The sequence below is a fragment of the Variovorax sp. 770b2 genome (assembly GCF_900115685.1).
Taxonomy (GTDB): Bacteria; Pseudomonadota; Gammaproteobacteria; order Burkholderiales; family Burkholderiaceae_C; genus Variovorax.
The window spans coordinates 120,816-143,114 of sequence record NZ_FOXJ01000001.1 but is presented as its reverse complement, the minus strand read 5'-3'; the positions used below and the strand labels follow the sequence as shown (position 1 = coordinate 143,114).

The window sequence follows — 22,299 nt, the reverse complement described above, 5'->3', positions numbered from 1 at the left end:
GTGTCAAGTTTTTCTTTGACGAGTGTCAAGATTTCATAAAATGACATGCACGTCACAGGATGTGGGGCTTCTCCCGCATGCGTGCTATGGTTTGCAATCATCAGGAAACACGGCGGCCGGCATCCATGCGGCCGGGCTCGAAATGACGTCACATGAACGGGTAAAGAAACACGCCGCGCGCGTACCCAAGGCACGGGTGGACAAGTTCGCCGAGCGCCGCGCCGAACTGGGCGAAGCCGCCCTCACCACCCTGGCCACGCTCGGCTACGCGCGCACGAGCCTGCGCGAGATCGCGCAGAACTCCGAGTTCTCCCATGGCGTGCTGCACTACTACTTCAGCGACAAGGTCGACCTGATCATCTGCAGCGTCAAGCAGTACAAGGCGCGCTGCGTCACGCGCTACGACCATGCGGTGGACAGCGCCACCACCTACGACGAGTTGATGGAGGGCTTCCTGCAGAGCCTGGGCGACACGCTGCGCGACGAAGGCCATGTGCACCGACTCTGGTACGACCTGCGCTCGCAGGCCCTCTTCGAGAAGGCCTTCCACGACGACGTGGTGCACATCGACAAGAGCCTGGAAGACATGATCTGGCGCATCATGAGCCGCTTCGCCGCGCTCTCGGGCGAACAGTCCGGCCTGCCGCCTTCGGCCACCTACGCGCTGTTCGATGGCCTCTTCCAGCAGGCGCTGCTCAAGCACCTGTCGGGCGATGCGAAGGCCATCGAGGAGATGCAGGCGGCGGTGCGGCACTCCATCTCGCGGCTGTTTGCCGCCACCACACAGGTACCTACATCCAGGGCCGTTGCGCGCAAGCGCAAGGCGTGAACCCGCGGGCGGCTACGCCCGCTTCGGCTTGCCGGCCGGCGCCGCCAGCCGCGTGCCTTCCCACTGCCCGCTGGTGCACAGGTCGCGAATCACATCGCTGATCAGCGTGCAGATCGCACGCTTCGCATTGGTCGTCGGCAGGTGCACCGACACGCACAGGCCGAGCGTTCGGAACATCGCGGGCGAGTCGATGCGGTGCGCCCTCAACCGGTCTTCGCGCACTTCGCGCTGCGCAAGGCCCAGCGGCATGATGGTCGCGCCGAGCCCCGCCTCCACCGCAGCCTTCAGCGTGTAGACCGAGTTGATCTCGGCGGCCACGCGCGCGGGCGGCTGGCCCGCCGCCTCGAGCACCGCGTCCACCAGCCAGCGCGTGCAGTGGCCGTGCGCATTGGCCGGCCACACCAGCGGACGCGCGGTGGCTTGCGCGATGCTCACGTCGCCCGGCGGCAAGGCGCGCGGGTCCTGCGGCGATTCGAGAAAGACGAAATCCTCCTCGACCAGCGGCGTGAAGGCGATGTCTTCCGCGGGCATGGTGGGCGAGAAGATCGCCACGTCGACGCGCCCACGCAGCAACTGGTCGGCCATGTTGCCGGTGAGCTCTTCGTTGAGATGGAACACCACGTCCGGATAGCGCCGCGCGGCCGCGCGCATCAGCGGCAGCGCGATCATCGGCGACACGCTCTGCGGCAGCGCGGCCACCACCGAGCCGACCACCGAATCCGCCGCCACGTGCACCGCGGCCTTCGCATCGCCGACCTGCTTGGTGATGCCCTGCGCGTATTCGTAGAACACCTTGCCCGCCTCGGTCACCGCCACGCCGTTGCGGCTGCGCAGCAGCAGCTGGGTGCCCAGTTCGCCTTCGAGCTCGGCCATCTGCTTGCTGAGCGCCGACTGCGCCACGAAGAGCTGCTGCGCCGCGCGCGAGAGGCTCCCGCAATCCACGATGGCGACGAAATACTTGAACTGGCGCAACTCCATCGGCGTGTCTCCGGCCGCCGGCTGCGGGGTGCAGGGGCGGCCGGTCATTCTAGGGTGACGGTTTTTCCGCGCGACCCTTCAGTTCACGCAATCGAAGCTCGCCGCATCGTTCACATCGCCCGCGCCCTTGTAGCGCGGATACGCGGGGTACTTGCACATCGGGCGCGCCATGGTGGTGACACCCGCCACATCGACCTTGCGGTGCACCAGCTTCTGCGCCGAGGCGGGAACGCCCTGCTCCACCCAGGTGGACATCGCCTTCAGCAGGTCGACCTTGTCGGGCCCCGCGCCGCCGAAGCAATGGCCCACGCCGGGCGCAAGGAACAGCTCGACCGTCTCGTCCGCCTTCTGCGCGCCGAGGGTGCTCACGACCTCTTCGTAGTAGTGCGCGTTGTCGCGCGCGCTCACCGAGGTGTCGTTGGTGCCGTTCCACATGATCAGCTTCGCGCCGCGTGCATGCAGGCGCCCCAGGTCCGGGTCGGCCGCACTGAACAGTCCGCCGATCACGCCCATCCGGGCGAGCCACTGGTCCGCATTCCAGGTGCTGGTGTCGAAGGCCGCATCGCGCGTGATGAACGAGCGCACGAAGCCATCGGAGAAGAGCCCCTGCACGGACGCGCCGCCGAACGCCGCCTGCGGCCAGATGTACTCGCCCCAGCCCTTGGGCGAGTTCTCCGCGCCGAAGTTGTAGCCCGTGTGCGACCACGCACCGTCCGACGTCGCGATCGGTGAGGTGATGGTGTTCACGGTGGCGATCTGCGCATCCGACAGGCAACTGTCGCCGGTGTCCGCGCCGCCCGCGCAGCGCAGCGCCGTCGCGTCGAAGGTGCACGCTGCCGGCCTGGAGATGATGCCGTCCGCCACGCCATCGAGCCCGTCGCATTGCGCGAGCACCGCGTTGGCCAGCAGCGTCTGCTTGGCCGGATTCAGCGTGTTGGCCGGCACGCGCACCTGCTTGGCGATGCGGTTGAACTGCATGAAGAGGCCCATGACGTTGCCGGCCGGCGCGCGCGCCACGATGCCGTCGAAGTCTTCGGGAAAACGCTGCGCCTGCATCATCGCGTCGTGCCCGCCCATCGAGCAGCCTTCGAAGTAGCTGCGCGCGGGCGCGGTGCCGAAGAACTGCGCGATCACCTCCTTGCCCGGCGGCAGCGCGCGGTGCTCGGACTGCTGGGTGAAGTCGAGCAACTTGGCATCGTCGAGCGCGAATTCGCCCTTGAAGTAGTTGAGATCGGTCGCGCCGGGATAGTCGTAGCCGCCGTTGGTGCCGACGGTCGCGTAGCGCTCGGTGAAGATCGACTCGCTGAACTGCGCGGCGGTGGCCGTGGGCATCTGGCCGTCGAATCCGCCGCCGCCGATGAAGGCGAGCTTGCCGTTCCATCCGGAGGTCGGCAGGCGCGCCTCGAAGCGCAACGTTGAGCTCTTGAAGCTCGCGCTCACCACGCAGTACTCGGGCTGCGGTGCCGATGCGGCGACGAGCTTCGCATCGTCGATGGCGACGGTGCCTCCCGCCAGCGTCTGCCCCTTGAGCGTGGGGCACTTCTCGCCGAGCGACATGGCCGGCGGCGGCGGTGCCGCGGGCGGAGGCGCTGCAGGAGCGGCCGGAGGCAGCAGCGGCGAGAAGCCCCCGTTGGCCCCGCCTCCGCCGCAACCGGCCGCAAACATGACAACCGCGATCGAGACCAGCGTGTGCCTGGTGTTGTTCATTCTTGTGTCTCCTGGTGGGTGTGGACAGCCTCGGCCGGGCCGATGATCTTTCCGGGATTGAAGATGTCGTGCGGGTCCAGCGCCTCTTTGATCGCGCGCATCAGCCCGACGGTGTGCACGCCGTGTTCCTCGACGAGGTATTGCATCTTGTGAAGGCCCACGCCGTGCTCCCCGGTCGATGTGCCGCCGTGGCGCAGCGCGCGTTGCACGAGCCGGTGGCTGAAGGCTTCGGCCGCTTCGTTCTCTTGCGCGTTCTGCGGATCGACCAGCACGAGGCAATGGAAATTGCCGTCGCCCACGTGGCCGAACACGGGCGCGAGCAGGCCGTGCTCGGCGATGTCCGCCTGCGTTTCTTCCACGCACTGCGCGAGCGCCGAGAGCGGCACGCAGGCATCGGTGGTGAGGCTGCGGCTGCCCGCTTTCAGCTGCAGGCAGGCGAAGTAGGCGTGATGGCGCGGCGTCCAGAGGCGCGAGCGCTCTTCCTGCAGATGGGCCCACTGGAACGCGCCACCTCCGTGGCTGGCGGCGATCTCGCGAACGATGTCCGACTGCTCGTCGATCTGCGTCTTGCTCGCCCCGAATTCGAGGAACAGCGTGGGGTTCTCGGCGAGCGCGGTGCGGCTGTGCGCATTGACCGCGCGGATGGTGAGCGCGTCCAGCATCTCGGCGCGCGAGAGCGGAATGCCCATCTGGATCGACTCGATCACGCAGTCGACCGCCGCGGCCACCGTCGGGAAATGCACCACCGCCGCCGCATAGGCCTCGGGATGCGGATGCAGCCGCACGGTTGCTTCGGTGATGAGCCCCAGCGTGCCCTCGGAGCCGCAGTACAGCTGCGTGAGGTTGTAGCCCGCCGAGCTCTTGCGCGCCTGCGACGCGGTGCGCACCACGTCGCCGTTCGCGGTGACCACGGTGAGGCTCACGAGGTTGTCGCGCATCGTGCCGTAGCGCACGGTGTTCGTGCCGGATGCCGCGGTGGCGACCATGCCGCCGATGGAGGCGTCCGCGCCCGGATCGACCGAGAAGAAAAAGCCGGTCTCCTGCAGCGCTGCATTCAGCTGTCCACGCGTCACGCCCGCCTCCACCGTGGCCGTGAGGTCGCCGGGGCGAATGGCCAGCACCTTGTTCATCTGCGAGAAGTCGACGCAGACCCCGCCTTGCACCGCGAGCAGGTGCCCCTCGACCGACGAGCCCACGCCGAAGCCGATGACCGGCACGCGCTCCCGCGCACAGGCCCGCACGATGAAGGCCACCTCCTCGGAGTTCTGCACGAACACCACCGCATCGGGCGGTTGCGGAAGATAGGCCGACTCGTCGGTGCCGTGCTGCAGCAGCACGGCCTGGCTGGTCGAACAGCGCTCTGCGAAGCGGCGCTGCAGCAATGCGAGCAACTCGCTCGATGGCGCGCGGCGTTTCGCGCGCGCAGGGGGACTCACAACCGCATCCATGGGGTCTCTCTTTCCTGAACTGGAGAAGCACCGCGGACGAATGCCGCGGTGCGGGAACGCTTCAGCGCCTGTCGGGCGAAGCGGTTTGCGGCTTGACGAAAAGCACGAGCACCGCGCCGACGACGAGCAGCGCGGCCAGCATGTGCAGGCCCGCATCGGTGCTCTGTGTCGCGTCCTTGATGAGGCCGATCATGAAAGGCGCGCTGAAGCCCGAGAGGTTGCCGAACGAATTGATGAAGGCAATGCCCGCCGCCGCAGCCGCGCCGCCGAGGAACGCCGTCGGCATGCCCCAGAAGATCGGCAGCGTGGCCATGATGCCCATGGTGGCGAGCGTGAGCCCGGCCATCGCATACACCGCGTTGCCATGGAAGGCCACGCTCAGCACCAGCCCGGCGGCGCCGACCACGGCCGCGATGGCGCTGTGCCAGCGGTACTCCAGGCGCCGGTCCGCGCTGCGCGCCACCAGGTACATCGCGACGACGCCGAAGGCCCACGGAATCGCGCTGACGAGGCCGATGTCCAGCGCGCTCTTCACGCCGATCGCCTTGATGATGCTCGGCAGCCAGAACGAGATGCCGTAGAGGCCCGAGACGAACGAGAAGTACACCAGCGCGAGCAGCCAGACGCGCGGGTTGGCCAGCACGGTGAGGATCTTCGCGTCGGGCTTGCCCGCATCCTCGGCCGCGATGTCGCGTGCGATGAGCTCGCGCTCGGCCGGCGTGAGCCATTGCGCGTCTTTCACGCGGTCGTCCAGATAACGCCAGACGACCACGCCCAGCACCACGGTCGGCAGGCCCTGCAGCAGGAAGAGCCACTGCCATCCGGCCCAGCCATGCACGCCGCCCATGCCCTGCAATATCCAGCCCGAGATCGGTCCGCCCAGGATGCCCGCGAACGGAATCGCCGCGAGAAAGAGCGAAGTCGCCTTGCCGCGCCGCGCGGCCGGGTACCAGTAGGTGAGGTACAGGATGATCCCGGGGAAGAAGCCCGCCTCGGCCGCGCCGAGCAGGAAGCGGATCACGTAGAACGACATCGGCGAGCTCACGAACATGGTCGCCGCCGAGAGCACGCCCCAGGTGACCATGATCCGCGCGATCCAGCGGCGCGCGCCCACGCGGTGCAGCACCACGTTGCTCGGCACCTCGAAGAGGAAATAGCCGACGAAGAAGATGCCCGCGCCCAGGCCATAGACCGCCTCGCTGAACTGCAGGTCGCCCTGCATCTGCAGCTTGGCGAAGCCGACGTTCACGCGGTCCAGGTAGGCCACGATGTAGCAGAGGAACAGCAGCGGGATCAGGCGCCAGCTGACCTTGCGGTAGACCGCGTCGGAGGTGCTGTCGAATCGGCCTTCGTAGGGCTTGGTCATTGCGGGAGTGCTCATGGGTGGGGTGCCTCGCTTTCGTTGTGGGGACGATGGTCGTGGCGCCACGCGGCCTTGCCGCAGCGGGTTAACGCGCAAGATTCATATGGATTGAAGACCTGCGTATCTCCGAACGAGATGGCTGCGGGGCGTTGCCTCTGCGCATCAAAAAATGTTGTCCTTGGTACTAACCCCTGAGGCCGCGACGCTTTCGGCTGTCTATGATCGGCGCGAACATGTTGTAACAATCTGGCCACAATCTGAAGGAAAGCTCTCGATGGAACTCCGCACCCTCCCCTCGTCGCTTCGCGTGGCCGCACACGGGCTGGCGGCCGTTGTTCTCATGGCCGGCGCCTCGGCCCATGCGCTGGTGATCGGCGTCACCGAAGGCGTGAGCTACCAGGTCACCGAGGCGCAGATCGCGCCGCGCTTCGAGCCCATCGCCGAGGCCCTGAGCAAGGCGCTCAAGCAGCCGGTGACCGTGAAGGTGCTGATCTCGTACAACAGCGCGCGCGAAGCGATGAAGAAGAAGGAAGTCGACCTGGTCTTCATCCATCCCGCGCACGTGGCGCTGGAGGGCATCAAGTCGGGCAACTACAAGGCGGTGGCCTGGACCGCGGGCTTCACCGACTACAAGGTCTCGTTCCTGTGCAAGCAACAACCCATCTCCAACTGGAAGGACGTGGCGGGCAAGAGCCTGGTGCTGCCCGACGTGGACTCGATCACCTCGGTGATCACGCGCGCGATGCTGCGCGAGCACGGCGTGGCGGAGTCCGCGGTCAAGGTGACCAACACGCGCTTCCAGGATGCCGTGCCCTTCTACGTGACCAACGGCTTTGCCGCCTACGGCGCCACCGCGTCGGCGGGCGTGGTCAAGACCTGGACCGAGGGCGGCGGCAAGGTCTGCGCGGAATCTCGCGCCGTGCCCATCAAGCAGTGGCTCCTGGCCACCAAGACCGATGCCGCCGTCGCGGCCACGGTGCGCGAGACGCTGATCGGGCTCAACCAGAGCGACGCCGGCAAGCGCGCGCTCTCCGCGGCGAACTACACGGCTTTCGTTCCCGCATCGGGCGATGCGGAGGCGGACACGATGCGCTGGCTGGGCATCTGAGGGCACCTGAGGGCACGTGACACTGGGCACCTGAAACGCAGCGGGGGCAGAATCCCCCGCTTGCGCTTTTTCAGGAACACCCATGACCGATCTCTCCAGCTTTCCCATCACCGGCAAATGGCCCGCCCAGCACCCTGAACGCCTGCAGCTGTACTCGCTGCCCACGCCCAACGGCGTGAAGGTGTCGATCATGCTGGAGGAAACCGGCCTCGCCTACGAGCCGCACCTGGTGAGCTTCGAGACACAGGACCAGATGTCGCCGGAGTTCCTCACGCTCAACCCGAACAACAAGATCCCGGCGATCCTGGATCCCGACGGTCCCGGCGGCAAGCCGCTCGCGCTGTTCGAATCGGGCGCGATCCTCATCTACCTGGCCGAGAAGACCGGCAGGTTCATGCCGAAGGACGCCGCCGGCCGCTACGAAACCATCCAGTGGGTGATGTTCCAGATGGGCGGCATCGGACCGATGTTCGGCCAACTGGGCTTCTTCAACAAGTTCGCCGGCAAGGCGTACGAAGACAAGCGCCCGCGCGACCGCTACGTGGCCGAATCGAAGCGCCTGCTCGGCGTGCTCGACAAGCACCTGGCCGGCCGCGCGTGGATCATGGGCGACGACTACACCATTGCCGATATCGCCTCGTTCCCGTGGATCCGCAACCTCATCGGCTTCTACGAAGCGGGCGAGCTGGTGGGCTTTGGCGATTTCAAGAACGTCGCGCGCGTGCTCGAAGCCTTCGTGGCGCGGCCGGCGGTCGTGTCGGGCTTGAACATTCCCAAGCGCGGCTGACCGCGGCCGGCCCTCAGGGCCGCAGCGTCTGCCGCACCAGCGACGGATCGCGCGCGATGTCTTCCTCGCGGAACGGAAAGCGCAGCCACGCCTTCCTCGCATAGCGCGCCACCGGTGCGGCGCCCCGGCCGCCCGCCACGGCGGTGTCCGTCTCGCCGTGCGCCAGCAGCGTGCGCGCGTGCACGCCGCGCCGGTCGAACCAGACGACCTGCAGGTAGCTGTTGCCGTGCGACGTCGGGCCCATGGTGTAGTCGCCCCCGTAGTCGCCCTCGGCGCTGCACGACACGGCGAAGTAGCCCTCGGTGTCGCAGCCGCCGAAGAGCGCGACCTCGCGGCCTGCGCTGCGCGCGAAGCGCTTGCTGCCCAGCGGCGCATCGAGCGCCCAGCCCCGGCGGCGCATGTCGTCGGCCGCGCCCGCGAGGGCCTGCGCGACGCGCGGGTCCGCGGCGTTCACTTGGGCCGGCGTGCGCAGGGGCGCATCGGCCGAGAACGCCTTGGCATACAGCTCGGCTTCCGGGATCTGCTGCAGGCGCGTCCAGAAGGCGTCCCACAGCAGCGCGCCGCGATCCCCGGCATCGGCCCGGTTCGGCCAGTTGCGAAGCACCTGGCAGGCGCGGCGCACGTCCACCGTTCGCGCCCTGGCCTGGGCATCGGGCTTGAACTCGACGCGGCCCGGCACGCAAGCGCGATCGAGCAGCGGCTTCTTGTACTGGTCCGCCGAATACGCGCGCGCCTCGAGCGTCGTTCGCATCACGCGCTGCGCGAGAGCGTCGGCCGAACTGGCGCCCGCGCCGGCCAGCTCCGCCGCGATGCGGTGCCCTTCGCGGCCGCGCAGCGTGAGCGGCTGGCCCTCGCCGCCCAGGATCGATGCGAAGCCGGTCAGCGGTTGCGCCGGGTTCGCGAGCCAGTAGCTGCCGTTCATGTTCGCGACGTAGTCCTCGCGCAGCAGGCCGGGCATCTGCGCCGCCGGCATCGCGCCGCGCTGCACGGCGGTCGCGTCGGCCTTCCATTCGCAGGCCGAGCGGCTGCCATCGAGAAACGGCGTGCCGGGGTCGATGGCGGCGAAGGCCTTGGAGATCGGCGTGGCGCAGGCCTCGCGCAGGTCGTCGGGCACGTTGGGCACCGCGCCCACCTCCGAGAACCACGCGCGGCCGTCGCCGCGGCCGATGGCGGTGGTGGTGACCCAGGGCACCGCCGCTTCCTGCCGCTGGATCTCGATGAAATCGTCGAGCGACCTGGCCTGGTCCCACCGAAAGAAGTTGCGAAAGATGCGGTGGTTGCCGGCGTTGACGTCGCGCATCGCGAGCGCGGTGCCGGCGCTCCAGCCCAGCGCCTCGTTCTGCGCGCCCAGGTCGACCACCGGGCCGAAGCGCGTGCGGTAGAGCGTGCGGCGCACGGTGTCGGTGGTGCCGTCGGCGCGGCGCACCTGCACCGCCAGCGGCACTCTGCGCATCGGCTCGGACACGCCATCGACGATGTAGCGCGTGGGGTCCTTCGCATCCAGCGCGAGCTGGAACAGCCCGAAGCGCCGCGCGGACGACACCGTGTGGCTCCACGCCACGTCGTTGTTGAAGCCGATCATGACGAGTGGAATTCCCAGGAACGAAACGCCCGCCACGTCCAGCTTGCCCGGCAGCGTGAGGTGCACCTGGTAGAAGCGGTCCGGCCCGCCCCAGTACCAGTGCGGATTGCCGAACAGCACGCTGCCGCCGCGCTCGCCGGCCGCCGCCTGGCCGAAGGCCAGCACGTTGCTGCCGATGCCGCGCACGTCGCCCACGGGAATGTCCAGGCGCGATTGCAGCGAGCGCTGGCCGGCCGGCGCGGGCGATGCCGCCGCCGTGGTGGCAGCAGGCTGCGCGTTGACGATCTCGGAGACGAAGCGCGCGTAGCCGCCCGCGAGGCCGGCGGCGATCATGCGGCGATAGATGTCGTCGGGCTCGATGGCGCCGACCCAGGGCGCCCCGGCGCAGGCGTGCTGCGCGCGCGCCTTGCCGCCACGCTGCGCTTGCGGCGCGAGCGTTCGCACGTAGCGGCTGTAGCCCTCCGCGTAGCCGGCGATGAGTTCGTTCAGTTCGGCGGGCTGTTCGCGACGGAACGCCTCGACGGCATCGGCATCGGCGAAGGCCTTGAAGAAGAAATCGAGGTCGATGTTCTTCGGCTGGCCGAAGGTCGAGCGCGTCGGCGGTTTTTCGTCGGGGCCGAAGCGCAGCGAACGCTCTCCCCTGAACGTGACGAACTGGTCGGCCAGCGTGCACAGCGCGTCCTCTGCCTGTGCGTAGCCGTAGCCGATGCCCAGGGCGCGCCAGCTGTAGGCGCGCACGTGGGGAATGCCGTCGGCGGTGCGGCGGATGTCGATCGGAGCTGCCGTCGAGGCTGCCGATGCCGGTTCAGCCGGAGGCCCGCGCCGGGCCCATGCCGGTGCGCCGGCCATGAAGACGCCCGCGAAGGCAACGATGGCCGCGCTGCGGCCCCACGCATGTCTGCGCGATCTGGATGTGGTTCTCACGGTGTTCCTCGATGGGCATGACAGGCGAGCGGCGCGGCGGAACGTTCCGCCGGCTGCCGTGCGTCGTGGAGAAGAAAAGGAAAGGGATGCGCGGGCGCCGCGCCGCTCACTGCAGGTCGGGACCTGCGCGCAGCGACTCGTCGAGCACGGGCTTCATCAACGCGGCACCCGCGAGCGCCCACAGCGTCAGCGCCTCGTCGAGCGCGCGCACATGGCCGGGACTCTCGGCCAGCCAGACCACGAGCTGGTCCGCGTGCGCGCGCGAGGGCGTGTCGTGCAGCTGGCAGAAGAGCGCCCACGCCGTATCGAAAACGGCATTTGCAGGAACATGGGTTCGGGTGGTCATCGTCGACTGCCTTCGTCTGTGGCCGGATTCGACCTCGTTCTGGTATTGACGAAGGAGCGCCGCATATGTTCATTTCGGACTGTTCCGAGGAAGCGGGCGCACACATGGGCGAAGCGCCGTCAGGCCCCGCCCTGCGCCAGCGGCGCGGCCGCATCGCCGCGCCATCCGCCGCCGAGCGCGCGGTACAGCGCAACGCGCGACTGCAGGCGTTGCTGTTGCAACTGCACGGCAAGATCCTGCGCGGCATAGAGCGTGCGCTGCGCGTCGAGCAGCACCAGCAGCGTCTCGGCGCCCGCGCGGTAGCGCGACTCCGAAAGCGCCGCGGCGCGGCGCGCCTGCAGCAGCTCCTCGGCCTGCGCCGAGGCCTGGGCATCGGTGCCGGCGACGGCGTTGAGCGCGGTCTCCGCATCGGCCAGAGCGCCGAGGATCGCGGCCCGATAACCCGCGAGCAGCTCGCTGCGCCGCGCTTCGGACAGGTCGCGTTCGCCGCGCAGCCGCCCGCCGTCGAAGATTGGCGCCACGACGCCGGCTGCGAGGCTGTAGAGCGGGTTGTCGATCAGCCGGCCCGGCGCCTGCCCCTGCAGCCCGATGGTGGCGCCGAGGCTCACGCCCGGCAGCAGCGCCGCGCGCGCGGCCTGCAGGTTCGCGTCGGCGGCCGCCAGGCGAGCCTCGGCGCGCGCGATGTCGGGACGGCGGGTGAGCGCCAGCGCGGGAATGCCGGCTTCGATCGAAGGCATCTTCAGCGATGCGAGAGGCGTGGCGCCCTGTATGCCCTCTTCCCGGTCGGCGCGCAGCGCGGGCGGCCATGCCGGCGCACCCAGCAACTGCGCCAGCGCTGTCTCGGCATCGTTCGCCTGTCGCTGCAAAGCCGCCAGCTCGCGCTGCCGCGCGGCGACCAGTCCGCGCTGCTGCGCGAGGTCCAGCGGCGTGACCGCGCCGGCGCGGCTGCGCGCCTCCACCAGCTGGAGCACGCGCCCCGCGTTGGCGACGTTGTCCCGTGCGATGGCTTCGCGCTCGCGCAGTCCATGCAGTTGCAGCCACGACGAGGCGACCTCCGCCGTCACGCCCAGGCGCACCGCATCGCGGTCGAATTCGCTCGCGCGCAGGCCCTTCAATGCCTCCTGGTGCAGCGCACCGCGGCGCCCCCAGAGATCGAGTTCGTAGCTTGCGGCGAAGCCGACGAAGCCGGTGTTGCCGTCGACATCCGCGCGGCCGCCCATGCGCGCCTCGCGGGCCGCGTCCAGGCGGCCCGAGAGGTCGGGCGCCAGGGCCGCCCCGGCGATGCGGGCCCGCGCCCGCGCGGCATCGACGCGGGCCAGGGCCGTCGCGAGGTCCTGGTTGCGGGATTGGGCCTCTTCGATCAGCGCGTCGAGTTCGCCGCTGCCGAAGCTGCGCCACCAGTGCGCATCGACCACGGCGGCGCCGTTGCCGCCAGCCTGCGCGTTGCGCCAGGCTGCGGGGGGCTCGACGGCCTGCGGCCGCGGATCGTTCGCCGTCGCGGCACAGCCGGACAACAGTACGCACACGCACGCCCACTCGCACAGCAACGACGGGAGGCTGCGCGGTACGCTCGGGTTCGCCGTGCCGCTCATTGCGATGCCAATGCCACGACCGGGTCCAGCCGCGCCGCGTTGCGCGCGGGCATGAAGCCGAACACCAGCCCCGTCAGCACCGCGCAGCCGAAGGCCCCGATGCTCGCGAGCAGCGAGAACACCACCGGCACGTCGGCCAGCATCAGCGCGGCGACGATGAGAAGGCCCACGGCCACGCCCACCGTGCCGCCCACGGAGGTCACCAGCACCGCCTCGGTCATGAACTGGCGCAGGATGTCGGTCTGGCGCGCGCCGGTCGCCATGCGGATGCCGACTTCGCGCGTGCGTTCGCGCACCGTCATTAGCATCACGTTCATCACGCCGATGCCGCCCACCACCAGCGAGATCGCGGCGATCAGGCCGAGCATCATCGTCATCGCGCGGGCGGTGGCCGACTGCACGCGGATCGCCTCGACCCGGTTCCACACGCGCACGTCGCGCACGCGGCGGCGCGCAGCCAGCTCGGTCTCTATCGCCTCGGCCGTCTCGGTGGCCTGCTCCATGTCGCGCACCTGCACGCCGATCCAGGTCGGGTTCTGGTGGCCAAAGAGGCGCGCGGCGGCGGCCGAGAACGGCACGACCACGCGGTCGTCCTGGTCCTCGCCGTCGCTGGTGCCCTTGGCGGCGAGCACGCCCACGACCTGGAAGGGCACCTTGTCGATCAGCACGTCCTGCCCGATCGGGTCGGTGCCGTCGGCGAAGAGCGCGCGGCGCACGGTCTGGCCGATGACCGCGACCTTGGCCACGCGCTGCTCGTCGGCCTCGTCGAACATGAGGCCTTCGCTCACGCCCCAGCCCAGCACGTGCGCGAAGCCCACGGTGGTGCCGCCGCCCTCGGCCGCATGGTCGACGTTGCCGCGGCGCACGACCACGCGGTCCTCGATGTAGGGCGCCACGGCCTCCACGTTGGCCAGGCCCCGCACGGTTTCGACGTCGGCCAGCGTGAGCGGCGCGCCGGGCGTGCGCACGCTGCCCTCGCGCGCGGCGACGAACATGGTGCGCACGCCGAAGGTCTCGAACTGCGCCATCACCTGCTGCTGCGAGCCGCTGCCGACCGCGAGCATCGCGATCACCGAGGCCACGCCGATCACGATGCCCAGCAGCGTGAGGCCGGTGCGAAAGCGGTTGCTCCACATCACGCGCCAGGCGGCGCGCGCCGCCTCGTGCAGGTCGGCGGCGAGCGAGGCCTGGGGGGCGTGGCTGGCGTTGCGCCGCGATGCAGCCGGTGCAGCAGGGCAAGCAGAGATGGCCGGCCGGGCGCCGCCCGAATCCGCCACGATCTGCCCGTCGCGAATCTCGATCACGCGCCGCGCCTGCGCGGCCACGTTCCGGTCGTGCGTGATGAGGATCACCGTGTGGCCCGCATCGGCCAGCTCGTTGAGCAGCTTCATCACCTCGGCGCCGCTCTGGCTGTCGAGCGCGCCGGTGGGCTCGTCGGCCAGGATGATGCGCCCGCCGTTCATCAGCGCCCGCGCGATGGCCACGCGCTGCTGCTGCCCGCCCGAGAGCTGGTGGGGCCGGTGGTCCAGCCGCGCGCCCATGGCCAGCCGCTCGAGCAAGGCGGTGGCGCGCACGCGGCGCTCGGCCTCGGGCATGCCGGCGTAGAGCGCTGGAATCTCCACGTTCTCGCGCGCCGATTCGGTCGGTACGAGGTGGTAGCCCTGGAACACGAAGCCGAAGGCCTCGCGGCGCAGCCAGGCGAGCGCGTCAGCGTCGAAGCCGGCCACGTCCTCGCCCTCGAAGAGATAGCGCCCGCTGCTGGGCCGGTCGAGGCAGCCCAGGATGTGCATGAGCGTGGACTTGCCCGAGCCCGAGGCGCCGACGATGGCGACGAACTCGCCCGCGAAGAGCTTCAGCGAGATGCCCCGCAGCACCATGGCGGGTGGCGGGGATTCGGCGCCTTCGGCGCTGTCGCCCGCCGCGGGGCCGTAGGACTTGCGGATGTCCTGCAACTCGATCAGCGGCAGGCCCACCGCAGGCGTCGCGGATGTCGCGGATGTCGCGGGTGTCACGGCTTCCCTGCCTTGCGCTCGGCGGTGCCGGTGACGATGCGCTCGCCCACCTGCACCCCGTCGAGCACCTGCGCGGCGACGCGGTTGCGCACGCCGATGCGCAGCTCGCGCGTCTGCACCGATCCGTCCGCGTGCAGCACGCGCACCATGGCCCGATCCGTGCGGTCGGCGCGGCCGCCCGCCACCGGCACCAGCGCGTTCGCGGGCACCGAGACCGCATCCCTGGCCGACGCCTCGACGAAGGCGACCTGCGCGGTCATCTGCGGCATGAGTTCGCCATCGGCGTTGTCCACGTCGAAGAGCGCCGTGTAGACCACGACCTTGCTCGCGGCCGTCTGCGGCGCGGAGCCGCCCTCGGAGCCTCCGGCCTTGGGCGCCGGCGTCGGCGGCGCGGGCAGCAGCTGGCGCACCTTGCCGTGCCAGCGGCGCTGGTCGGCGCCCAGCGTGGTGAAGTAGACCGGCATGCCGGGCTTGACGCGCCGCACGTCCGCCTCGGACACCTCGGACCACACCGTCATCGACGACAGGTCGGCGATGCGCAGCACGTTCGGCGTCTGGTAGGTGGCGTTGAGGGTCTGGCCCTCGCGCGCCTCGACCGAGACGACCGTGCCGGCCATCGGCGCGAAGATGCGCGTGTAGCCCAGCCGCGCCTCGTCGGCCTTGAGCGTGGCCTGGGTCTGCGCGATCTGCGCGGCGAGGTTGTCGATGCGCGCGGCGGCCGAGGCGAGCGCGGCTTCGGCGCCCTGCACGTCTTCCTCGCGCGTGGCGCCGTCGGCGGCCATGCGGCGCTGGCGCGCATGCTGCTGCTCGGCGAGCCGGTGCTGCGCGCGCTGCTCGGCCAGCTGCGCGCGCAGGCCCGCGAGCGAGGCGCGGCCCGCATCGACGGTCGCGCGCTGCACGCTGGGGTCGATCTCGACCAGCAACTGCCCCTTCTGCACGGCGTCGCCCGGCTGCACGGGCAGCCGCAGGATCTGCCCCGAGACCTGCGCGCCGACATCGACGTAGCGCCGCGGCTGCAGTGTGCCGAGCGCCGTGACATTGGATTCGATGTTGGCGCGCACCACCGGCACCGATTCGATCTCGGTGGCCGGGCGGCGCGCCCAAAGATAGCCGGCACCGGAGGTGACCGACAGCACGGCAAGAAGCAGGAGAGGAACGATTCGGCGCATGGGAAGAAGGCAAGGCGTGCGGGCCGCGAGCCGCCCTGCCCGCCGCGAAGCGAACGGAGCGACGGGCGGGCGCGGTCCGGGCGGGACGCCGGTCGGAGGCGGGCGGGCTAGATCTGGGCGAGCGTCGATTCTTCACTGCGCGCGCTGCTGCGCATGCGCGGCATGGCGGCCAGGAGCGCGTTGCCGATCTCGCCGGTGCGCACCGAGGTCACCGACAGCAGCGTGTCGCTGATGCCGTGGCTGTCCTCGCAGGCGCCCTGCAGGAAGATGCCCGGGTGGAAATCGGGCGTGGCCGCCAGGCGGTAGTAGCGGTCGACCGAGAAGTCGCCCAGGTAGGGGGCCAGGGGCTGCAGCAGGTCCTTGTGTTGCTCGCGCATGTAGCCGGTGGCGAGCACCACGGCGTCGTAGCGCACGCTGCTCTCGCGGCCCGCATCCTGGTCGAATAGCTGCAGGTGCACGCCGTCGTTCGCGGCGCGCACCGCACGCACGTCGTGCTGGCGCAGCATGCGCAGGCGGTTGCCGCGCGCCACCTTCTGGTCGTAGAAGACTTTGAAGATCTGCTGGATCAGGTCGAGGTCGGCCACCGCGTAGTTGGTCTGCGACACCTCGTCCAGCAGCGCGGCGCGTTCGTCCTGCGGGCGGCTGTAGACGTAGTCGGTGAATTCGACATTGAAGACTTCGTTGACGAACGCGCTGTCGTCGGCCGGGCGGATCGAACGCGCGCGCATGATGAGGTCGACCTGCGGCGCGTTCGGGCGCCCCTGCAGGTCCATGAAGATCTCGGCCGCGCTCTGGCCGGCGCCGATGATCGCGACGCGCTGGGCCTGGCCGTGGCGCGCGATGTCTTTGAGGTAGCTGTTGGAGTGAAAGACCCGGCCGTCGCCGCGCAGCGCGCGGAAGCCCTCGGGAATGTTGGGCGTGCCGCCGATGCTCACCACCAGGTTGCGCGCCAGGCGCTCCTGCACGCGCCCGTCGTCGCCGCGCGAGCGCACGCGCAGCAGCGAGACTTCGCCGCCCTGCTTTTCGGGCAGCACCTCGAACACCTCTTCGCCGTAGGCGCACGACGCCTCGAACTGGCGTGCGGCCCAGCCCAGGTAGTCGTTGAATTCATGGCGGCTCGGAAAGAAGCTCTTGAGGTTGATGAAGTCCGGCAGCCGGCCGCTCTCGTGCAGGTAGTTGATGAAGGTGAAGCGGCTGGTCGGGTTGCGCAGCGTGGCCAGGTCCTTCAGGAACGAGATCTGCATGTGCGCCTGGTCCAGCAGCATGTGCGGATGCCAGGCGAAGCTGGGCTGGCGCTCGATGAACAAGGCATCCACCGGCTTGGCGCCATGGCGCTTTTCCTCGAGCGCGATGGCCAGCGCGATGTTCGACGGACCGAATCCGACGCCGATCAGGTCATGGATGTGTTGCATGGAATGTCGACTCCTGTGGTGATGTGCGAACGCCCGCGGATGCACGGCATCGGAAATTCGGGGCGGTGAACGAAACGGCGGGCGTGAAAGAAGCGCTCCGGCGCCCTCACGCGGCAAGGCCTTGCGGTGCGCGCGCGCGGTCTTCCGCGATGCGGCCCGACTTCATCGTGATGACGCGGTCGGCCAGGTGGAAGTAGCGGTCGTCGTGTGAGATGACGACCAGGAGGTGCCCCTTGGCGCGCAGCTCGGGCAAGAGCTCGGTGTAGAACAGGTGGCGGAAGGTCGGGTCCTGGTCGGCGGCCCATTCGTCGAACACCAGCACCGGACGGCCTTCGAGGTAGGCGTGCACCAGCGCCAGGCGCTTGCGCTGGCCGGTGGAGAGGTCCACGGTGCTGAAGGAGCCGTCCTTCACGCTCACCTTGTGGGCGATTTCCAGGCGCTGCAGGTACGGCAGCGCCGCCTGCGGCAGGGACTGCGCGCTCTCTTCGCCCTTGTTGTTGGCGACCAGGTCCTCGAACAGGTAGAAGTCGGAAAACACGGTGGTGAAGAGCTGGCGGTAGTCGTCGCGCGTCTCGGGCGTCACGACGGCGTCGTCGCGCAGCACCTCGCCCTGCTGCGGCGCATAGAGGCCGAGCAGGAGCTTGATGAGGGTGGTCTTGCCCGAGCCGTTGTCGCCCACGACGAACACCATCTCGCCGCGGCGCAGCTGCAGGTCGATCGGGCCGAGCACGAAGGGCTCGCTGCCCTCGGCCGGCTCGAAGGCATAGCGCACGCCGCTCATGCCGATGCCGTGCGAGAGCGCGGCGATGCTGGCCGGGTGCTCCAGGTGCAGGTGCGGCTCGGGCGTGGCAAAGCGCGCCGAGAGGTCGGCGATGCGCTGGAACGCGACCTTGGCGCGGCCGACGTTGGGCAGCGCGAGCGCGATGGAATCGATGGGCCCTTTCAGGAACAGCAGCACGAGGACGAAGCCGCTGAGCACGGCCGGGTCGGTGTTGCGGAACGCGGCCCAGCCCAGGATGAGCGCGATCAGCAGGAAGAAGAGGGCCGAACCGAAGGCGGAGGCGATCACGTAGGTGTTGATCGCGCGGCCGTTGACTTTGCGGATGATGTCCACGATGCGCTCGATCTGGCCGCCGAACATGTGCGTGCGGCGCGCGCGGTGCATGCGCAGCTCCTTGGCGCCCTCGCTGATCGCACGGTAGGCCTTGTGCAGCTGGTCTTCGTATTCGCGCGCCTTCCAGAAGCCGACTTCGGCGCGGGCCTGCGCCATGATCTGGATCGTGGCGCCGATCACCAGCATCACCACCAGCAGGCCGAACAGCGGCAGCGAAAGAATGGCCAGGTAGACCAGGCAGCCGAGCGCGACGGCGATCGCGATCAGCGTGGACGAGAGCACGAAGGCCACGTCGCTGATCATGTCCACGTCCTGCGACAGCACGGGCATCAGGCGGTGGGTGCGGTAGCGCTCCAGCGCGTCGATGGGCGCCGCGAGGATCTTCTGCGCGAGGCTCTTGCGCACCTGGGCCACCAGGCGCTGGCCGACGAAGTTGGTCGACACGTCCGAGGCCATGCGGCCGAAGAGCGCGACGCCGCACAGCGCGATGAAGGTCAGCAACAGGCCGCCGGCCATGCCGCCTTCCTGGTTGAGCACCTGGTTGATGGTGCGCAGCAGCGCGACCGTGGCGACGCCCGCGGCGATGCCGGTGACCGCGGACAGCACGAACCAGGGTGCGAAGGGTTTCAGCAGGCGCCGGACCTCCGCGGCATTGCCACTGGCAGATGACATACGAGAACTCTTTCCGCCCGTGAAGGCGACACAGCGGCCGCGCGGCACGGACACCCGCCGCCGGACCGGAAACGATTGGAGAACGCCTCTGCCAGAAGACAGGGGCCCGGCGGCATCACGCCGCTCCTTGCATAGACGATCCGGCCTCGCCGATGTTCACGCGGCGCCGCCGCGGGCCGCCGAAACGGGATGGCGCATGAACATGCGGGCGGCTGGCACGTCTTTCCTGGATGGACTCCGCGCACCGTTTCACCGCCTTGCGGCCCACGCACCCATGATCCCGATCCTGGCGCCGCTCTTCGAGGGCGAGGACCTCCGGCCGTTCGGCGAAAGGCTGCAGTGCGCGCCGGCCGTACCGGCCGGCGCCGTGCGCGTGGCCGACCTGCTCGCGCCCGACGCGCTGATGGACGTGATGCGCCGCAACGCCCGCTTTCGCCGCAGCGACGGGCGCGACCTGCGTCCGATCGCCTCGGCCTGGAGCCTCGAGTACCTGGCGGCGCTGCTGCCGCCGGTGATTGCGGCGGCCACGGTGCTGGAGCAGGTCTTTCCCATCGGCGCGGACGAGACATGGGTGGTGCTGGACGACGACGGCCATCCCGTGCGCTTTCACATCCTGCACACGGGCACGCCGATGCCGGGTGCGGCGACGACCGTGCGCTACGCGCCCTTGCTCTGGCAGCACCTGGCGCCGCTCTTCGAGACGCTGGCCCGGCTGACGCGGCTTGCGCCCAAGATCCTCTGGGGCAACGCGGCGCGCGAATTCGACGTGGTCTTCGAGCAGGCGCTGGCGCTGACCGGGCTGCCGGCGATTGCCGAAGACTGGGCGCGGCTGGTGCGCGACCCGGTCTGGCCCTCGCGCCACTGCGGGGGCGGCGAGCCGATGCCGCAGCAGGGCTTCGACAACCCGCTGCACGGGCGGCAGCGCGAAGTGCGCATGTTCCACGACGACCACTACGACACGGTGAAGCTGCACCGCCAGTGCTGCCTCTACCACCTGCTGCCCGGCGAGGACTACTGCGGCGCCTGCCCGCTCGCGCCGGCGCACCGCGAGACCGAAACCGAGACGCCCGGCGCCTGACACCCGGCGCGGCGCACGCGGCGCACGCGGCTCAACGCGGCGCATCGCCGGTGCGATGAACAGATCCGGCGCGATTTCGTCTCCCTTGGAGGCGCGCCCGCCCCACAGGGGTGCCGCGCCGATTTCAACGTCCCTCATTCATCCCACACCCATGCCCAAGGCAAAGCTCGTCTACATCCTGTCCCTGCGAAACGCCGCCGCCGACAAGGCAGGCCAGCACATCGACCACAAGGGAGAGCAGCGCTACATGAAGTCGCCGCTCGAATACCTGGCCGAGGCGCTCGACACCACGCCGCTGGGCGACGACTATTCGCTCGAAGGCATCGTCTACGACGACGACGCGCAGTCGCCGCGCGACCAGGCGGCGCTGCAGGACTACGGCTTCGCCTGGCACCCCGCGCGCAAGTGGATCTTTCCGAAGGACCTGCGGGCGCAGGGACGGCTCCTGCGCGACATGCTGCATCCGGTGCCCTCGGCGTACCGTCGCCTTCCGCTCGATGCCAAGGCCGAGCGCGCCGCCGGCAAGAGCGCCTTCGAGCGCGCGCTGCTCGACAAGCTCCTGACGTTGCAGGCCGACGCGGTCGTGCTCGATGGGCTCCTGGTCATCCTCGATGAGCTGGTGCGGCCCGGTGCGCACTTTCATCGCAAGATCGTCAACATCCATCCGGGCATCACCCGCATCGAGTCGCCGTATGAACGCCGCGGCGCGTGCGCGACGCTCGATGCGCTGCACGGCGTGCACGGACAGAAGGTCACGGACTGGACCACGATGGAGAAGACGACGGTGCCGGCGGTGCGCAAGACCGGCGCCTCGCTGCACTACGTGGACAACGGCATCGACTCGGGCGAGGTGATCTTCGACGTGCTCGGCACCGACATCGAGCCCGAGGACACGATCCTGGAGCTGCGCTGGAACAACTTCAACCGCAGCCTCTTCCCGGCCATGCACCAGGGGCTGGCGCTGCTGGCCCCGCACATCCGGCGCCCATCCGATGCACACGGCGCGCATGGCGCACACAACACCCAAGGAGACCTATGACGCTCGTCACACCGCAGCCGGCCCCGGCTGCAGACACGGGACCGAAGAACCCGCTGATTTCGTACGCCGACGGCCAGGCGCATGACGTCACGCTCGAAGGCACGAGCCTGATGGTGCGCACGCGCGCGACCGGCGCGCTGTCGCAGTGGAAGATCACCAGCGTGGCCACCGCGGCCGCTGCCCCGGGCCTTGCACTCGCGCAGGTCGAGGGCGAGACGACCGGCCCGGGTGCGGCGACGCATCTGCTCGCGGCGCTGGAGGCCGCGTTCGCCCACCATCCCGCGAACCGCTCGATCGTCGTGGCCGACGCGCAACGCTTCGGGGAGCTCGCGCAGTCGGGCGTGCTGCTGCCGATCTCGGGCGGCACCGACGCGCGGGCCTGGCGCGACATGCTGTGGCAGCACGCGCGGATGTGGCTGCCCGCGGTGCACGCGGCGCCCGCGCCCATCGCGCTGCAGTACGCGCTGACCCACGGCAAGCGCCATCCGGTGCGCCCGCCCAAGCCGCGCGGCGTGCTCTACCAGCGCTTCATTCCGTGGCTGGGCAAGACCTTCTCGTTTCGCAGCATCGACTTCGAGCGCGACCTGCCGCTGTTCAACCGTTGGATGAACGACCCCGACGTGGCCAAGATCTGGGAGGAAGAAGGCGACCTCGGCAAGCATCGCGCCTACCTGGATGCGATCGACCGCGATCCGCACATGTACTCGATGATCGCGAGCTTCGACGGCGAGCCTTTTGCCTACTTCGAGATGTACTGGGCCAAGGAAAGCCGCATCGCGCCCTTCTACGACGTGGACGACCACGACCGCGGCTGGCACGTGCTGGTGGGCGAGCCCGCGTACCGCGGCAAGGCGTATGCGACGGCCTGGCTCACCTCGATCTCGCACTACATCTTTCTTTGCGACCCGCGCACGCAGCGCGCGATGGGCGAGCCGCGCATCGACCACGTGCAGCAGATCCGCAACCTGGACAAGTCGGGCTACGCGAAAGTGAAGGAATTCGACCTGCCGCACAAGCGCGCGATGCTCGTGATGATGCTGCGCGAGCGCTATTTCTGCGATGCGCTCTGGCTGCCGCGCGACGACGCGGCGGTGATCTCGGGGCGTCCGTTGTCGGCGACGCCTTGACGCTCATGGCCG

Annotated in this window: 17 protein-coding genes; 6 read left to right on the top strand and 11 right to left on the bottom strand. The window is 69.5% G+C overall.

The genetic code is table 11. The features are described from left to right. Positions 1-196 precede the first annotated feature (196 nt). Complete coding sequence (locus tag BM133_RS00570) at positions 197-829, top strand: TetR/AcrR family transcriptional regulator (RefSeq protein WP_256219026.1); 633 nt, start codon at positions 197-199, stop codon at positions 827-829. Between the two features lie 12 nt (positions 830-841). Here the strand turns inward: BM133_RS00570 and BM133_RS00565 are convergent, their stop codons facing one another. The 4 genes from BM133_RS00565 to BM133_RS00550 form a co-directional block, all read right to left on the bottom strand. Then, positions 842-1,855, bottom strand: a complete 1,014-nt coding sequence (locus BM133_RS00565; protein ID WP_256219025.1) for a LysR substrate-binding domain-containing protein — start codon at positions 1,853-1,855, stop codon at positions 842-844. Positions 1,856-1,885: 30 nt separating this feature from the next. Next, complete coding sequence (locus BM133_RS00560; protein WP_093430898.1) at positions 1,886-3,514, bottom strand: tannase/feruloyl esterase family alpha/beta hydrolase; 1,629 nt, start codon at positions 3,512-3,514, stop codon at positions 1,886-1,888. Further along, positions 3,511-4,962 (bottom strand): FAD-binding oxidoreductase, encoded by a 1,452-nt coding sequence (locus BM133_RS00555; protein ID WP_093430897.1) that lies wholly within the window; start codon positions 4,960-4,962, stop codon positions 3,511-3,513. Before BM133_RS00555 ends, BM133_RS00560 begins: the two co-directional genes overlap by 4 nt. A 61-nt stretch (positions 4,963-5,023) precedes the next feature. After that, entirely contained in the window at positions 5,024-6,343 is a 1,320-nt protein-coding gene (locus tag BM133_RS00550; RefSeq protein ID WP_093430895.1) for an MFS transporter, read from the bottom strand. A 256-nt stretch (positions 6,344-6,599) separates the two neighbouring features. Here BM133_RS00550 and BM133_RS00545 point away from each other — a divergent pair, with 256 nt between their 5' ends. Then, complete coding sequence (locus BM133_RS00545; RefSeq protein WP_093430894.1) at positions 6,600-7,433, top strand: phosphate/phosphite/phosphonate ABC transporter substrate-binding protein; 834 nt, start codon at positions 6,600-6,602, stop codon at positions 7,431-7,433. An 82-nt stretch (positions 7,434-7,515) separates the two neighbouring features. Then, entirely contained in the window at positions 7,516-8,220 is a 705-nt protein-coding gene (locus tag BM133_RS00540) for a glutathione S-transferase N-terminal domain-containing protein (RefSeq protein ID WP_093430892.1), read from the top strand. 13 nt (positions 8,221-8,233) lie between these two features. Here the strand turns inward: BM133_RS00540 and BM133_RS00535 are convergent, their stop codons facing one another. The 7 genes from BM133_RS00535 to BM133_RS00505 all read right to left on the bottom strand — a co-directional run bounded on the left by BM133_RS00535 (position 8,234) and on the right by BM133_RS00505 (position 19,043). Continuing rightward, the gene (locus BM133_RS00535; protein ID WP_256219024.1) at positions 8,234-10,726 is read right to left on the bottom strand and encodes a penicillin acylase family protein; all 2,493 of its coding nucleotides are present in this window, start codon (positions 10,724-10,726) and stop codon (positions 8,234-8,236) included. Between the two features lie 106 nt (positions 10,727-10,832). Next, positions 10,833-11,072, bottom strand: a complete 240-nt coding sequence (locus BM133_RS00530; protein ID WP_093430889.1) for a hypothetical protein — start codon at positions 11,070-11,072, stop codon at positions 10,833-10,835. Between the two features lie 119 nt (positions 11,073-11,191). Beyond that, positions 11,192-12,664 (bottom strand): efflux transporter outer membrane subunit, encoded by a 1,473-nt coding sequence (locus tag BM133_RS00525; protein WP_093430888.1) that lies wholly within the window; start codon positions 12,662-12,664, stop codon positions 11,192-11,194. Then, complete coding sequence (locus BM133_RS00520; RefSeq protein ID WP_218158337.1) at positions 12,661-14,676, bottom strand: MacB family efflux pump subunit; 2,016 nt, start codon at positions 14,674-14,676, stop codon at positions 12,661-12,663. Before BM133_RS00520 ends, BM133_RS00525 begins: the two co-directional genes overlap by 4 nt. Next, positions 14,673-15,845, bottom strand: coding sequence for an efflux RND transporter periplasmic adaptor subunit (locus tag BM133_RS00515; protein ID WP_093430885.1), 1,173 nt, complete (start codon positions 15,843-15,845; stop codon positions 14,673-14,675). Before BM133_RS00515 ends, BM133_RS00520 begins: the two co-directional genes overlap by 4 nt. A gap of 107 nt (positions 15,846-15,952) precedes the next feature. Continuing rightward, positions 15,953-17,257 (bottom strand): lysine N(6)-hydroxylase/L-ornithine N(5)-oxygenase family protein, encoded by a 1,305-nt coding sequence (locus BM133_RS00510; protein ID WP_093430884.1) that lies wholly within the window; start codon positions 17,255-17,257, stop codon positions 15,953-15,955. Between the two features lie 106 nt (positions 17,258-17,363). Next, positions 17,364-19,043 carry a cyclic peptide export ABC transporter gene (locus BM133_RS00505; RefSeq protein ID WP_093430882.1) on the bottom strand — a complete coding sequence of 560 codons (1,680 nt, stop codon included), beginning with the start codon at positions 19,041-19,043 and terminating at the stop codon, positions 17,364-17,366. A 274-nt stretch (positions 19,044-19,317) separates the two neighbouring features. Between BM133_RS00505 and fhuF the strand changes: the two genes are divergently transcribed. From fhuF to BM133_RS00490, 3 genes are all read left to right on the top strand, one after another. Further along, positions 19,318-20,121, top strand: coding sequence for a siderophore-iron reductase FhuF (fhuF, locus tag BM133_RS00500; RefSeq protein WP_093430881.1), 804 nt, complete (start codon positions 19,318-19,320; stop codon positions 20,119-20,121). A 151-nt stretch (positions 20,122-20,272) separates the two neighbouring features. After that, positions 20,273-21,160: a formyltransferase family protein gene (locus BM133_RS00495; protein ID WP_093430879.1), complete on the top strand. Its 888-nt coding sequence runs from the start codon at positions 20,273-20,275 to the stop codon at positions 21,158-21,160. Further along, entirely contained in the window at positions 21,157-22,287 is a 1,131-nt protein-coding gene (locus BM133_RS00490) for a GNAT family N-acetyltransferase (RefSeq protein WP_256219023.1), read from the top strand. Before BM133_RS00495 ends, BM133_RS00490 begins: the two co-directional genes overlap by 4 nt. Positions 22,288-22,299: the final 12 nt, after the last annotated feature.